This window comes from Marinimicrobium sp. (assembly GCF_002695945.1).
In the GTDB taxonomy this organism is placed as follows: domain Bacteria; phylum Pseudomonadota; class Gammaproteobacteria; order Pseudomonadales; family Cellvibrionaceae; genus Marinimicrobium; species Marinimicrobium koreense.
Genome location: NZ_NZQP01000011.1, coordinates 41258 through 55613 on the forward strand (window position 1 = coordinate 41258; position 14356 = coordinate 55613).

Annotated in this window: 11 protein-coding genes; 8 read left to right on the plus strand and 3 right to left on the minus strand. The window is 54.4% G+C overall.

The window, feature by feature from the left end; translation table 11 throughout:
* Positions 1 to 228: 228 nt before the first annotated feature.
* The 5 genes from CMG77_RS00920 to CMG77_RS00940 all read left to right on the plus strand — a co-directional run bounded on the left by CMG77_RS00920 (position 229) and on the right by CMG77_RS00940 (position 8110).
* A complete protein-coding gene (locus tag CMG77_RS00920) occupies positions 229 to 1494 on the plus strand; it encodes a cyclic di-GMP phosphodiesterase (protein ID WP_339619157.1) in 1266 nt (421 codons plus the stop codon).
* Positions 1495 to 1756: 262 nt separating this feature from the next.
* Entirely contained in the window at positions 1757 to 3718 is a 1962-nt protein-coding gene (locus CMG77_RS00925) for an AAA family ATPase (protein ID WP_286807456.1), read from the plus strand.
* A gap of 134 nt (positions 3719 to 3852) precedes the next feature.
* Positions 3853 to 6030, plus strand: a complete 2178-nt coding sequence (locus CMG77_RS00930; protein ID WP_286807454.1) for an SEC-C metal-binding domain-containing protein — start codon at positions 3853 to 3855, stop codon at positions 6028 to 6030.
* A 344-nt stretch (positions 6031 to 6374) separates the two neighbouring features.
* Positions 6375 to 7076, plus strand: coding sequence for a hypothetical protein (locus CMG77_RS00935; protein WP_286807453.1), 702 nt, complete (start codon positions 6375 to 6377; stop codon positions 7074 to 7076).
* Positions 7077 to 7141: 65 nt separating this feature from the next.
* Positions 7142 to 8110, plus strand: coding sequence for a hypothetical protein (locus tag CMG77_RS00940; RefSeq protein WP_286807452.1), 969 nt, complete (start codon positions 7142 to 7144; stop codon positions 8108 to 8110).
* 10 nt (positions 8111 to 8120) lie between these two features.
* On the opposite strand, the gene CMG77_RS00945 is transcribed toward CMG77_RS00940, so the two are convergent.
* Complete coding sequence (locus tag CMG77_RS00945) at positions 8121 to 9491, minus strand: S8 family serine peptidase (protein ID WP_286807451.1); 1371 nt, start codon at positions 9489 to 9491, stop codon at positions 8121 to 8123.
* Positions 9492 to 9622: 131 nt separating this feature from the next.
* On the opposite strand from CMG77_RS00945, the gene CMG77_RS00950 reads away from it, so the two are divergent.
* From CMG77_RS00950 to CMG77_RS16065, 3 genes are all read left to right on the plus strand, one after another.
* Positions 9623 to 10114: an RNA polymerase sigma factor gene (locus CMG77_RS00950; protein ID WP_024460518.1), complete on the plus strand. Its 492-nt coding sequence runs from the start codon at positions 9623 to 9625 to the stop codon at positions 10112 to 10114.
* Positions 10111 to 10842, plus strand: coding sequence for an RT0821/Lpp0805 family surface protein (locus CMG77_RS00955; RefSeq protein WP_286807450.1), 732 nt, complete (start codon positions 10111 to 10113; stop codon positions 10840 to 10842). The genes CMG77_RS00950 and CMG77_RS00955 overlap by 4 nt, the downstream gene beginning before the upstream one ends.
* An 81-nt stretch (positions 10843 to 10923) precedes the next feature.
* Positions 10924 to 11406, plus strand: a complete 483-nt coding sequence (locus CMG77_RS16065; RefSeq protein WP_502691711.1) for a CC0125/CC1285 family lipoprotein — start codon at positions 10924 to 10926, stop codon at positions 11404 to 11406.
* Between the two features lie 49 nt (positions 11407 to 11455).
* Here CMG77_RS16065 and greB read toward each other — a convergent pair whose 3' ends face one another.
* A complete protein-coding gene (gene greB / locus CMG77_RS00960) occupies positions 11456 to 11977 on the minus strand; it encodes a transcription elongation factor GreB (protein WP_286903449.1) in 522 nt (173 codons plus the stop codon).
* A 2-nt stretch (positions 11978 to 11979) separates the two neighbouring features.
* Positions 11980 to 13917 (minus strand): S9 family peptidase, encoded by a 1938-nt coding sequence (locus CMG77_RS00965; protein ID WP_286903450.1) that lies wholly within the window; start codon positions 13915 to 13917, stop codon positions 11980 to 11982.
* Between the last annotated feature and the right edge of the window lie 439 nt (positions 13918 to 14356).

A 14356-nucleotide genomic window follows, 5' to 3' on the forward strand; every position in this document is an offset into this window, starting at 1 on the left:
CAATCCCACCCGATCCCCACAACGTGGGCTTACGGCCTTCGGCCTAAACCAACCTACGAATCGGTAAGCCACTCCACCAATCGATTGCAACGCCATCTTATGACTCTGGCGCCGAAATCAGCCTTCTCCTTATAAACAAAAACTCTGTGACCACCCCAATGAAATCGGTTAACCTCCAATCCGTGAACTACAATAAAAGTGATGGAATCTCGGCCAGGAGAAGTAACGGTGAATTGGCAAGACGTCCAGCCGGATTCGATGGACCGGAGCACAAGCTCCATCAAAATCCACGTCTCCGAGCTCAGAGTCGGCATGTTCGTTTCCAAACTCGATCGGGATTGGCTCGATACGCCGTTCCTGGTGCAGGGCTTTATGATCGAAGGCCCGGAAGATGTCGACACCGTGGCCGAATACGCCGAGTATGTCTGGATCGACGCCGTGCCGACGAATTGGCGGCCCCCGGAACAGCGCACTGGCCTGAAAGCCGCCATCCGCCCCAAAACCACCTACATCAATAAAGTTTCGGCCCGGGAAGAGCACGGTCAGGCGATCAAGGTGTTTCGCCAGGCCCGCCAGCTCACCAAAACCCTGGTCGATGACATTCGCCTTGGGGGTGCCATCAATACCGAACAGGCCAAAGCCACGGTTCGGACCTGCGTCGACAGCATCCTGCGCAACCCCGATGCGCTCCTGTGGATGACCAAAATCCGCAATGAAGACGAATACACCGCCGAGCACTGCCTGAACGTCTGCATACTGGCCATCGCTTTCGGGCGGCACCTGGGCATGGAAGAGGCGGACCTGGAAAAGCTGGGTCTGTGCGGTCTGCTCCACGATGTGGGCAAGATGCGGGTACCGCCGGACATCTTGAATAAACCGGGCGCGCTCACCCCGAAAGAGTTCAACATGATCCGGGCCCATACCGTGCACGGCCGCAACCTGTTGCTGTCCACGCCGGGCATTTTCAACGTGGTGGTGGACGTGGCCTACACCCACCACGAACGCATCGACGGAACCGGTTATCCGCGCAAACTGCCAGCGGAAAAAATATCCCGCTTCGCCCGCATCATCGCGCTGGTCGACGCCTACGATGCCATGACCGCCAACCGCTGTTACGCGGAGGCCATTCCCACCACCTCCGCTCTGAAAAATATCTACAAGGATCGCGGCACCCATTTCGATGAGAAGCTCGCCCTGGAATTCATCAAAAGCATCGGCCTTTATCCCCCGGGCACTATCGTACAGCTGCGCAACGAGCTGGTGGGCATAGTGCTGGAAACCAGTAAGAAGTACCGCCACCTGCCCAAGGTGATTCTGATCAAGCGAGGCGAGCGACCACTCAAAAAAGAACAGGTCATTAACCTGGCGGATGTGGAGCGGGGTCAACTGAAAGACGATTTCCTGATTCAACGGGCCCTCAAAGATGGGACCTACGGCATCAGTGTGGCCGAATACCGGGAAAAGGGGCTGGTGTTTCGGGCGGCGACGCCATAGCGACAAGCTTCCCGGGTTTGCAAAAAATGTGAGATAGTGCACACTTTAGCCGGTGAATGGGCGGGCTTTGACGCAAAAATCCGCGTAAAGCAATAAACGTTTAAGGTAAAGATTTTTCTGGGCAGACCGGGGATATATGTCAATCTGACGTACTTAAACACGTCATTCTGACGCGATTAAGTACGTCAGATTGATGTTGAATATACTGTTATGGCAATGCTCAATCAAGAATAGGAAGCAACATCAATCAATTGGAGGCAAGATGAAGTTAGCGAAAGCACATATCAAAGAGTTCCGTAGTATTAACGACTCTACGGAGTTCGAAATTAATGATATCACTTGCCTTGTGGGGAAGAATGAGTCAGGGAAAACGGCAATTTTGCGAGCCCTGTACAAGCTCAATCCAATAATTGAAGAGGATGGTTATTTCGATGTTACGGATGACTATCCAAGAAGAGATGTTTCCGACTATGAAGAGGCTGTAGAAGAGGGCGAGCGTGAGCCTGCAGTAGTTGTCACTGCTACTTATGAGTTGGAAAACGAAGACATTTTGGCAGTCGAAGCTATCTATGGTGAGGAGTGCTTCGCCTCTAGCAACCCGATAGTATCACTTTCAAAAGACTACGATAATAAGCGAACATTCGGAGAGCTTAAGCTAAACCAAGAAAAGGCACTGCAATACCTGATAAAATCAACAGATTTATCCGCTACAGTAAATGAGCAAGCGCTGGCAGCTGGCTCTGTTACTGAGGTCTGCTCTATTATCGAAGTTGCTGAGCAAACAGATGCTGCACAGTCGTTGTTACGCAAGATTAAACCTATAAAGGAAAACGGACTTAGATACGTCGTTTACAACGACATATTAAGAAGCAGAATTCCCAAGTTCTTGTACTTCGACGACTATTACCAGATGAAAGGCCAAGATAATGTAGAGGCGCTCCAAAAAAGGCGTGCAGAGAATACGTTAATTGAATCGGATCACCCCTTGCTTGGCTTGCTCTCTCTTGCAAAGTTAAAACTAGACGAGCTTTCAGATCCAAAGCGCACCGAAGCGTTACTATCAAAATTAGAAGCAGCTGAAAACCAGCTTACCTCACGAGTGCTCAAGTATTGGTCGCAAAATAAGCACATACGGCTGAAATTTGATATTAGACCTGCTCAACCAGAAGACCCAGAAGGAATGAGATCCGGAACCAATATCTGGGGCCGTGTTGTAGACACCAAGCACATGGTTAGTACCCCTTTGCGGACTCGTTCGAGAGGTTTTGTATGGTTTTTCTCTTTTCTAGCCTGGTATTCTGATCTGAAAAGGAATAAGGAAAATCTAATTCTTCTTCTGGATGAGCCAGGATTATCCTTGCATGCAAAGGCGCAAGCAGATCTTCTGGAGTATTTTGAGAAAGAGTTGCGGCCACACCATCAGGTTATTTACTCGACGCATTCTCCGTTTCTTGTGGATTCCACGAGGTTTGATCGAGTTCGCATTGTGCAAGACATTAGTGTCGAAAAATCTGACGAATTAGTGCCTAAAGAGAAAGAGGGAACCAAGGTCACTACAGAAATTTTAGAGGCCACTGAGGATAGCCTATTTCCGCTACAAGGTGCTCTAGGCTATGAAATTCATCAAACATTATTTGTAGGACCAAATAATCTTGTAGTGGAGGGTGTTTCTGATCTTCTGTATTTGCAAACAATTTCGTCGTTGTTGCAGGAGAGCGGTGAGGACGGGCTTAGTGACCAGTGGACAATTACTCCAGTGGGCGGATCTGACAAGGTATCGACCTTTGTTTCGTTGATTGGCTCCCAGAGAAGTCTAAATGTTGCAGTTCTGATCGACTACCAAAAAAAGGATAAGCAAAGCATCGAAAATATATTCAAGAAAAAGCTTCTTCATAAGAAGTCCGTGCTTACTTATGCGGATTTTACTGATGGAGACGAGGCTGATGTGGAGGATATGTTTAACGAGGGGTTTTACCTAAAACTAGTAAATAAGGAATATGGAATAAATATATCTGTATCTGACCTAAGAAAAGGCAAAGGGCGAGTAGTAAAGAAAGTAGAGGAATATCTAGAAAAACACCCTCTACCAAATGGGATTAAATTCAACCACTATCGTCCTGCCAAGTATTTTGCGTCAAAGATTAGCGAACTAAAAAAGGATCTAAGCGATTCGCAGCTTGACAGGTTCAGACAGGCATTCGGCTCTCTCAATGACCTCATCTAGCCTTGGGAGGCCATAACAAGCGGCTGCTTTCCGACTGCCAATAATGTCACTCCTTTTGCTGTCGCAAAAACAGCGCCACTTTTGGCAGCCGCAGAGCCGAGCGTTAGGCGCCAGCCCAAAATCGGTGTATATCAATGAATGATGTAATAAAAACTGAGCAGGAATTGTTTGATGAGCTGGAGTCGCTATGCAGATCTCCGGGCTACCTACATGCTATAGCTTACTTTTGCTTTAGAGATAACACTATTCGGTATAAAGATGGCGAGATGGTTGTTGATGATGTGATTCAGCAATTTTCATTTGAAAGGCTTGTTCGTACTGAAATTTCGACATTAATAGGTTTGGCGTGTAAAGGCCAACTTAATATTACTCATCCAGGACCGAAAAGCATTCAGGAATATATTGATAAAACCGAATCTCTATTAAAAAGTTTGCATAAGGCTATGATGCCTCCACTAGAAGAAATATTTGATAAAAGCAAAATTGGAGACCCTAGCTTTAATCCTTTCAGGACAGGAAAAGCGTTGAGAGAATCGATATTCTATGGAGGAGAGGCCGCCTATAACTTTCAATATCGAGATCTCGCATTAATAAAGTATAAAAATGATAGCGATTGGTTCCAGAAGAATAAGGGGTATTCAATTCAAGAAGCAGAACAGATAGTATCTTCTTTGCTTCTTTTGCAAAACACTAAAATTAGCGATGTGATTCCCTCTCAACTAAAGACGCTATCGCCGGAAGATTGGACAATGCTTCCTGGATTCGTCTTTACCGATAAGGAATTGTCAGAAAAATCCGGTGTAGATCTAGAGGTCACGAAATTCTTTCTTGAGTCGTTTACTTGTCCGCCGGACATTGATAAAAATCAGTTCTCCGCTTTAGATGACTTCAACCCTATGAATGCTTACCCAATTATAAGGGTGAGCGAAAGTGAGTTCATTTTGTTTCAAAATTACGGACTGCTAGAGGCCTTGTATGAAACGCCTTTCTTTTGGTTCAATGCGGACAATAATTACAAAGTTAAAGCTAGAGAAAACAGAGGGTTATTCACTGAAAGTTTCTCAGAAGAAAGGCTTAATCTCGTATTTGGTAAAAATAGGGTTTTTACCAATATTGATATTTATAAAGATAAGAAAACTAGAGTTGGAGAAATAGATGTACTTGTTATTTTTGCCAATAGGGCAATTGTTCTTCAAGCAAAATCAAAAAAATTAACAATTGCCGCAAGAAAAGGGAACGACAATAGTCTTAAGGAAGACTTTAAAAAAGCGGTTCAAGATGCTTATGATCAAGCATACCAATGCGCCGAGTTCTTAAATGATGAAAGCTACCGGCTGCAGGACTCTTCTGGAAGCGAGCTAAAGATATATAGAGAATTTGAAAGCATATATCCTTTCTGCGTAGTCTCTGATCATTATCCCGCTCTTAGTTTTCAAGCACGTCAGTTTTTAACATATCAAACGACGAAAGAGATTAAGCCTCCATTTGTCATGGATGTTTTCCTTCTGGATGTTATGACTGAGATGCTACAGTCTCCACTACATTTTCTGAGCTATGTAAATAGAAGGGTCGAATACGCGGAAAGGATTTTATCTAATCATGAGTTAACAATCCTTTCCTATCATTTAAAGCAGAACTTATGGATTGATAGTGATATTTCTATGATCCAGTTAGGCGATGATATTTGTGCCGATCTAGACTTGGCTATGCTCACAAGGAGGAATGGTGCCCCAGGAATTCAAACCCCAGAAGGTATATTGACAAAGTACAAAGATACCACTTATGGCCGGCTAATAGCTGAAATTGATGGTCTAGACGATCCCGCGACCATTGATCTTGGCTTTCTGCTCCTTTCATTGAGTGGAGACACCATAGAACAAATTAATGACGGGATTGATCAGCTATGTAAATTACATAGTGTGGATGGAAAGCATCATGATTTAACCTTGGGTATAGATCAAGGTAAAACCGGACTAACTATCCATTGCAATGGTGACAAGGTAAATATTGCTGGTCCTAGGTTAAAAAATCACTGTGAAAAAAGAAAATACGCTTTAAAAGCCGATACTTGGTTTGGACTTTGCCTAGATCCTACAAGTAGAAAAATTAAATTCGGTCTTGAGATGAAATTTGACTGGGTGCAATCTGATGAGATGGATCAAGCAATTAAAGATCTTCCAAAGCCCCAGAATCTTAAGAATGGTGGCCGAGTGAACTTTTCGACAAAAAGGCGAAATGAAAAGAAGATAGGTCGTAATGATCCATGTCCCTGTGGTAGTCAAAGAAAGTACAAAAAATGTTGTCTGGTATAGGTATGGTCGGTGTATCGCCTAACAAGCGCATGTTGTCGGACTGGTTTTCCGCTGCGTGAACTTGCACCACTTTGACGGACATTAGCTTACTGCGCCCTAAGCGTAGCCCCGTCTCTGGCTAATCCCTCACCATGATAATGGCCGTGAAATCTACTCTGAGCCCCTTAATGGAATAAAACTCCCGCTAAGACGTTAACTGGTTGAAACCCAATCAGTAGGAGGTCTTAGTCATGAAAAAATCAACACTCGTTCTCGCAATCGCTTCTGTTTTGGCTCTGCCAAGCTCCGCTCAAACCTTCAATTCTGAGGCCGAGGCTGACGCTCGGGTTAGCGCCGATGCGCAGATGCAAACCTCAGGAACTCGTGACGCCGGTGAGCCGGCAGGTGAACAGGATCAGCAGAACGCGGCGTCTACAGAAGCCCGCGGCGATGCGGGCGGCTCGTCCACTGTGAGCCTGCGGTCCGAAGAGCCGTCTTCCCAGGATGAGCCCGCCGAAACGGGCAATGAGGTTTCCGATAACGGGGATGCTATCAACGACGATGCTGATGAAACATCCGGTAGCGCTTCCAACCTGACTGCTGAGTCCCGCACTCTGCTGGAAGGCACTGGCGAGGTTGCTACCTCGGCTGCACAGAATGTCGAGGGCGAAGCCAATGCCGGCGCCGAGGCGGGGCTGACCACGGCGGCGTCCGTCGGTGAGCAAGCCGGTGAGCGTATGGAACAGGGGCAGGGCACGGCCGAAGCCGCTGTTCAGGGTGGCGTTGATACCGCTGCAGAGGCTGGCGCCCAGGCAGAGGAGCAGGCCGCTGCGGCTGTGGAGTCGGCCAGCGTTACGGCGGCGGCTGGTGCCGATGTGGCCGCGGAAGTCAGCCAGGCGGTTGGCAATGAAGTGTCCAACTCGGTAAGCGCGGCAACGGCGACGGCGGTTGATGCGGAGGTTGCCCAGCAGGTGAGCGCAACGGTGGCCGACCAGGTGGCCGGCGAAGCGGCCGGGGCCGCTGAAGCCTCCGTCAAACAGGTACTCGATGCCAGTATCACCCGCTAACACCCACTTCCAGTCAGCACCGGCGGGCCTCAGTCCGACCGGTGCTTTTTTTCGGAGTCATTCCCATGAATATGAATACATTACCCCGAATGGTACTGACCGTTGCCGCCGTTTTTTCCAGTGTTCCCGCCCTTGCTCAGAATGATGGCACGTCGGATAAAAAGGCGGACTTCAACGTGAAACTCCAGGCCGGCGGTGCCTATGATTCGACGCTGTCGGTTGCGTCGCTGGACCAGACATCCAACCAGGGCGACTCGGCAAATGTGTTTTACGGCCGGGTCGGTGGTGAGCTTTATCCGACCGAGCGGATCACCCTGAAAGGCAGTTACAGTCTGTCCTCACGCCGGTATCACGAGGTCAGCGAATTCGACCAGGATCTGGGCATCGCTTCGCTTGATGCTGCCATTGATCTGGCGGGCATTACCTGGGGCCTGAGTCGGCATGTCGCGGACGCCGAGCTCGCGTCCGAGCCCTTGCTGGATCTGACCAGAGACAGCCTCTACGCCGCCAAACTGTTCAGCGAGGGCCTGTATGTTCGCGGTGCCTATACCGACAGCGAAAAACGGTTTGAGAACAACCGCGAACGCAACGCCGATGGCGAAGAACTGGCCGCCGATGTCTATTACTTTTTCAACGGTGCCCGTAGCTTCTGGTCACTGGGCGTGGGCCGCGAGGTGGAGGAGGCCCGTTCGCTGGCGTTCGACAATGCCGCTCTTAAACTGCGGGCTCGCTATTCCTACACAGGCTCGATAGCGGGTAAGGAAAGCCGGATACAGCTGGGTTGGCGGTATCAGGATCGGGACTACGACAACGTAAGCGACGGAGGCTTGCCCGGAACGGGTAGCGCCATGTCGCCGACCGGAACGGGCACTCGGCATGACCGCAGTCATGTGGTCGAAGCGATCTGGTCGCTGAGTTTTACGCAGTGGTTGGCGCTGGAAACCAAGGTCGAGCACGGTAATTACCAATCGAACTTCGACGCGGCGGATTACCGGGAAACCGGGGTGTCGGCGTTGCTGAGTGTGGAGTTCTGAGGTTAGCCCGCTACTCCAACAGGCCGTGGCCAAAAATCGGGTCGCGGCCTTTCTCTCCCAGATCTTTTGCCTGCCCGGCCAGATAGTGCACCACTTCTTCACTGGAGGCCCGTTGCTTGGCCAGGGCACAGGCCACATGAGCGGTCACCGTCGGCGCGGCCATGGAGGTGCCACTCTCGTGGCCAAATTCCCCATTGCCCCGGGTGGTGCGTACCGACACGCCGGGGCCGGCAAAATCGATGTGCTCTCCTCGATTGGCCCAGCGATACACCTGCCTGTCCGCATCCACGGCGGTAATGGCGATTACGCCGGGGTAGGCCGCCGGGTAAAGCGGTGAGGCTGCGGGCCCCTCATTGCCTGCCGCCGCGACCACGGCGGTTCCCCCAGCGGTGATCCGTTCCATGGCGGTGGCGAGTATGCGGTTGTCAGGCCCCGTCAGGCTCATATTGATCACGCTCACCTCCCGCTCGGCCAGCCATTCCAGGCCCGACAGCAGATGCATCATGGTGGCGCCCTGGGCGTATTGATTGCGGCTGTAGAACACGGAGGCGTTATAGAGCCTCGCCTCCGGCAAGCGTGCGGGAACGTCGTCAAAGCTCCCTACCATGAGCCCGGCGACCGCCGTGCCATGGCCGGTGGGCGGACCTTGCTCTCCGGTGCCCTCGGGGTCCGGTAAAAAGGCTTGTTCCACGATGCGGCTGTTGATCAGCCCCGGATGTTCCGTGGCGATGGCGGTATCGATCATGCCCACCTTCACCGGTTGTTCGCACAGCGGTTTGCGCGGGCGCTCGACAGGTGTCGACGATGGGTTGTCGGACTGGGGGTTGTAGATATGGTTGCGGTCCAGCCGTTCGGCCAAGTCGGCCGGCAAGGCTGTCTGCAGAGCGGCGTAGGAATCCAGTCGTGCCGGTACCCGAAAGCGCACCATCTCCAACCCCAGTTTTGGCAGACGCTTCTGCTCCAGGATTTCGACATTCAGCGGTTCCAACAGCGCCCGTTCTTCGGGCGCGAGCATCAGCAGCCACTCGCTCTGTACGGCGCGCCAGCCGTTTTCCACTTCCACCTCCATAAACAGGGTGGCGCCCCGGGAATCCAGTATCGGCAAGCGGCTCGGTAGGGCGCTCAGGGGTTCTTCCGGAGGGCGCAGGTTGTCTGGCAGTTGCTCCGGCAACGGGGCAGTGAACCGGCGCTCCAGGGCACTGGTGACATCGGGTAGGGAGTCCCGGCGCAGGCGCTCTACCGAATCAACGGAGCGCTCCACCCGGTCGGTCACCGCCGATGGCAAACCGATTTGAGCCTGGGCGACGCTGCCCAAGCCCAGCAGGCACAGCACCAGTGGGCGCAATCGGGTCAATCTGGCGGGTCGGCGTTTGGCTTTCATAATCGCATATCCGGTGAAGAAGCTAGTGGGGTACCTGTTACTATAACGGCCTCACCCGATAAAAAATTCCTGGGGCCGGGAATAAAAAAACCGCTGGCCCGTTAACAGGGTACAACAGAAAGGTGCTGTCTATGAAAAGCGAATTGACCGAGGTATTGCCTCAACTGAGGCGGTTTGCCTACTCGCTCACCGGGTCGATGGACGATGCCGACGACCTGCTGCAGAGCACGGTAGAGCGAGCGCTGAACCGCACGGTACCCGAAGGAGTGGAATTGACGAAATGGCTGTTCCGGGTTTGCCGGAATTTGTGGATCGACGGTTACCGCTCCCGGAAGGTCCGTCAGGAAGCGACCTTTGATCCGCAACTGCAGGAGCGCGAAATCGTCGATGGAGAGCGGGCCATGTCGAGCGAAGTCGAACTCGACCAGGTCAGCCGCGCAATGGATCAACTGCCGGACGACCAGCGCCTGGTGTTGTCGCTGGTGGCGGTTCAGGGCCTGTCCTACAAGGAGGCGGCCGCCACGCTGGAAATACCCCCGGGCACGGTGATGAGCCGCCTGGCTCGCGCCCGAACCGCTCTCATACAAAGCCTGAATTCACCTGTTGCGAGGACCAGCGCATGAACATCAACGATGAAACCCTGTCGGCCTTTCTGGACGGCGAACTGCCCCCGGCCGAAATGGAGCAGGTTCGCGCCCGGCTGGCCGAAGACCCGGCACTGGCAGACCGCCTCGCGGAGCTGAGTGCCGTGGACAAACGCGTACGCGAGCGCGCCCACGCCATTGATGAACGGCCGCTGCCGAGCGGTGTACAAAAGCTGTTGGCGGAGGACGACACCAAGGCCGAGTCCGCCCAGGTGATTGCCTTTCCCCTGTGGCGCCGGGCCCGTCAGGCCCTGAATGCGCAAACCGGTATTGCCGCTGCTATTGCGCTGGCGTTCGGGTTCGGACTGGCCGAGATCACCGACAACGCCGGGAATCCGCAGGCCGATGCGTTCCAGTCTGTCGCCGAGCGTCTGGAAACGCTGCCCAGCGGCACCAGTGAAACTCTGCCCGACGGTCGGGAAATCACTCCCCGCCTCACCTTCGTCAACCGCGATGGGCAGCATTGCCGGCAGTACTCGGTGACCGGTGCGGGAGAGCGTTCGGAACACATTGCCTGCCGAGCCCAACAGGCGGATGCCGGCTGGGAAGAGTTGGCCAGTGTTCGGCAGCCGGCCGCAGCGCCCGGCAGTTATCAGACCGCCAGCGGTGGTTCATTGCTGGACAGTGCGCTGGACCAGATGATGGACGACGGCATTATTGAACCGGAGCAGGAAAAACAATTGATTGAAGGCGATTGGCAGCCGTAGCCAGAGGCCATCGGGACAATCGTTAAAGCCCTTGACCAGATAACCGGGAGGTAGTGTATGGAAAAGCCAATACTCGCTTTGATGATGGCTCTGTTGATCAGTGCCTGCGCGGCACCTGAGGTCTACCAACCTGCCTCAGACGGCGGCTACGGCTACCGGGAAAGCCAGATTGCCGATAACCGCTACCGTGTGTCGTTTAAAATGCGCGGTGATACCCAATTCGAAGCCATGGATTACGCTCTGCTGCGGGCCGCCGAACTGACCCTGATGGCGGACCACGATTGGTTNGTCGTTGTNGATCGGCANNTGGATGGNGANAAGCGGGAGTCAGGAAGCAAATTGGNCGCAAGCCGCACCCNGGAGTGGGAGCGCAGCTGCGGTCTGCTCGGCTGTTCCACTCGCTCCCGCCCCTCCACCACCTACNGTGCCGAGATTCGTTCGGGTGATCGAGCNGAGTCGGAGGTGATCCTGGAAATCCGCCTGGGNAAGGGAGTGCGTCCCACCGAAGGCGACAGCTACGATGCNCTGGAAGTGCGGGAGACTTTGCGCAAGCGGGAGAGTTAGGGAAGCGGCACAGGGANGTGCACCAATAGGGCTNCNGGCTCGCGGGGCNCTACGGAAGNGCATCCTCATACGCCCGATATTCAATNGCCGCCACCCAGTACACCAGCTCTCCATGCTCCGGGGTGCGCACCACCACTTCATCGTCCACCCGCTTNCCGAGTAGCTGCCGGGCCAGCGGCGAGTCGACACTGAGNTGNCCNTTGCTGAGATCAAACTCGTCCGGCCCGACGATCTGGTAGGTGCGCTCTTCACCGTCTTCATCTTCCAGGGTCACCCAGGCGCCGAAGAAGATCTTGCTCCGGTCCTCCGGCAGGCGATCGACAATGGTCACGTTTTCCAGGCGTTTGCTCAGGTAGCGCACCCGGCGGTCGATTTCCCGCAGGCGTTTTTTGCCGTAGATGTAATCGCCATTTTCCGAGCGGTCGCCGTTTTTTGCGGCCTCGTGCACGGTCTGGGTGACCTGCGGGCGTTCAACCTTCCACAGTTGGGTCAGCTCTTCCTTGAGCCGACGGGCGCCCGTCGGCGTGATGTAGGGCGAGCTTCGGGGGGCGGGGGGACGCCAGCGGCCCATACTCAGTGAATCTCCTTCAGGTGAGCGATGGGCACCGGTTCAATGTTGTCGGCTGGCGTGAAACCGAAAACCTGGCCATAAAAATACAGCTCGGCCTCCAGGGCTCGCTCGATGTTCGGGCCCTGGCGGAAACCGTGGCCCTCTTCGGGAAACAGTACCAGCGCGTTGGCGATGCCCTTGTCGGTCAGTGCCTTGACCATGGCTTCGGCCTGGTTGGGGGGAACGATCTTGTCCTCTTCACCCTGCAGGAAAATCACCGGGCACTGGAGTTGTTCGATGTGTCTGATCGGGGAGCGCTCCTGATACACGGCTTGCTGTGCGGGGTAGGGGCCCACCAGGGTGTCGAGGTAGCGGGATTCAAACTTGTGGGTATCCCGAGCCAGGGCTTCCAGATCGCCAATGCCATAAAGGCTGGCGCCGGCCTGGAAAGTGTCGCGGAAGGTGAGGGCGGCCAATACCGTGTATCCGCCGGCACTGCTGCCGCGAATGGCGCAGCGCTCCGGATCCGCCAGCCCCTGTTGCGCCAGGGCCTCGGCGCCGCTGCTCACATCGATCACATCGGTCACACCCCAGTTGCCCTTGAGTCGTTCGCGATAACGGCGGCCGTAACCGGTACTGCCACGGTAATTGACATCCAGCACGGCAAAACCGCGGCTGGTCCAGAACTGGATTTTAAGGTTCAGGGCGGTCTGGGTCGCTCCGGTGGGGCCGCCGTGGCACATCACCAGCAGCGGCGGGCGTTCGCTTTCCGGTGCCACAAAGTCGGGATTGTGGGGCGGGTAATAGAAACCGTGCGCCTCTTCGCCATCGGCGGTTTCAAAGGTCATGGGTTCCGGGTTGGACAGGTAATGATGGTCCGGGTCCGTNGACGCTGAACGGGCCAGCGGCACCAGCGCCTCGGTGCCCTCGGGGCGGAAAGCCCAGAGGCAGGTGTTGTGCTGCGCGTTGGCCCCCAGAAAGAGCCCCTTGCCGCCGCCACAGCGGACCGAGCTGATATCGGTCATACCGGTCTCGATCCGGGTCAGACTACCGTGGGTCAGGTCCAGCCGCGCCAACAGCCAGTAGCCTTCCTGGGTGTAGGTGCACAGTACGGTATTGGGGCCGAGAAAATCGTAAGTGGACATGCCAAACACCCACTGGGGCGTGGCAAACTCCGCGTCCAGGTGACACAGGGTTTCCGCATCCTCCCCGGTCCAGCGGTACAGGTTCCACCAGTTGTTGCGGTCCGAGACAAAATACAGCTCACCATCCGGGGCCCACTGCGGCTGAAACACTGACTCGTCCTCGCCCCCGGCGATCATCCGGACATTCTTCAGTGCCCCATCCTCGGATACCTCCGCCAGATGGCACTCGGTGCTGTCCCAGGGCATATTGGGGTGATTCCAGCACAGNTAGCAGAACTGGGTTCCATCGGGGCTCAGGCGCGGGTTGCTGTAAAAATCCGCACCGGAGGCAAGCACCCGGGTTTCGCCACTGCCGTCCAGTGCGATGGCGACAATCTCCGCTTTCTCCTCGGTACCGCTGTCGGTGTGATCTTCACGCACACAGATCAGACGCTGNCGCTCGCTATCCAGTGTGAGGTCGGCNTAGCGATAATCGCCTTCGGGGGAGATAGCGGTGAGCTCTTTGCCGATNAGCCGGTAGATGCGNTGATCGCTGTCGAGCACGCAGTAGACGACGCCGTCCTGNACGCAGTAGCTGCCGCCGCCNTANTCGTTGGCGCGGGTGCGTACGCTGTGGGGATGGGGGGTAACATCCTGGCGCAGGCCNTGGGCGTTGAGCNGCACGAGTACGCTGCGGCCTTTTTCGCTGGGNCGGGATTCGAGCCAGTAGATGTCGTCGCCGTCGATGGCGGGTTCGCTGAGGCGGACGGTGCCCTGGGTGAGGGTCTGGGCTTTGATGGGCGAGGCCCAACTTCCGTAGGGGGCGGTGGTAGCCATAGGAGTCCTGTCGCGGTTGGTTGAGTCGTTCGGTGGGTGGTCGTGGACAACCCCTAACCAAACGGTGACAATGCCTTCATTGTCAGTGATCGTTGGCGGTTTATCAATGTGGTTCGGTTTTGTGACTTCGAGGTTCTTGGAGCGTCCGGCCTCGGNAAGGTGAACCCTTTGGAGATCCGCCGTGAATACATCCCTGTAGGCTTCTCGTCGGCTCCCTGCCTCCGAGAGTCTCCAAAGGGTTCACCTTGCCGAGGCCTACGTGCCAACCGATGAGCTTCATACTGTCTGTCTCCACTGGTTGAGACGTTACTGCAGGATTTCAGGTTGGCACTGAGGCGGGCAGGCGGTATACCGGTTCGAGACTCTCGGACACCTACATGGATGTAGGTGTTAGTGCGACGCAGGAAGCCAAAGCCGAGACATGGATGTCAACGAGAAG

Excerpts from the sequence above, each read along its gene's own strand:
- CMG77_RS00925 (WP_286807456.1), top strand. The coding sequence starts at position 1,757 with ATGAAGTTAGCGAAAGCACATATCAAAGAGTTCCGTAGTATTAACGAC.
- CMG77_RS00930 (WP_286807454.1), top strand. The coding sequence starts at position 3,853 with ATGAATGATGTAATAAAAACTGAGCAGGAATTGTTTGATGAGCTGGAG.
- CMG77_RS00935 (WP_286807453.1), top strand. The coding sequence starts at position 6,375 with ATGCAAACCTCAGGAACTCGTGACGCCGGTGAGCCGGCAGGTGAACAG.
- CMG77_RS00940 (WP_286807452.1), top strand. The coding sequence starts at position 7,142 with ATGAATATGAATACATTACCCCGAATGGTACTGACCGTTGCCGCCGTT.
- CMG77_RS00945 (WP_286807451.1), bottom strand. The coding sequence starts at position 9,491 with ATGAAAGCCAAACGCCGACCCGCCAGATTGACCCGATTGCGCCCACTG.
- CMG77_RS00950 (WP_024460518.1), top strand. The coding sequence starts at position 9,623 with ATGAAAAGCGAATTGACCGAGGTATTGCCTCAACTGAGGCGGTTTGCC.
- CMG77_RS00955 (WP_286807450.1), top strand. The coding sequence starts at position 10,111 with ATGAACATCAACGATGAAACCCTGTCGGCCTTTCTGGACGGCGAACTG.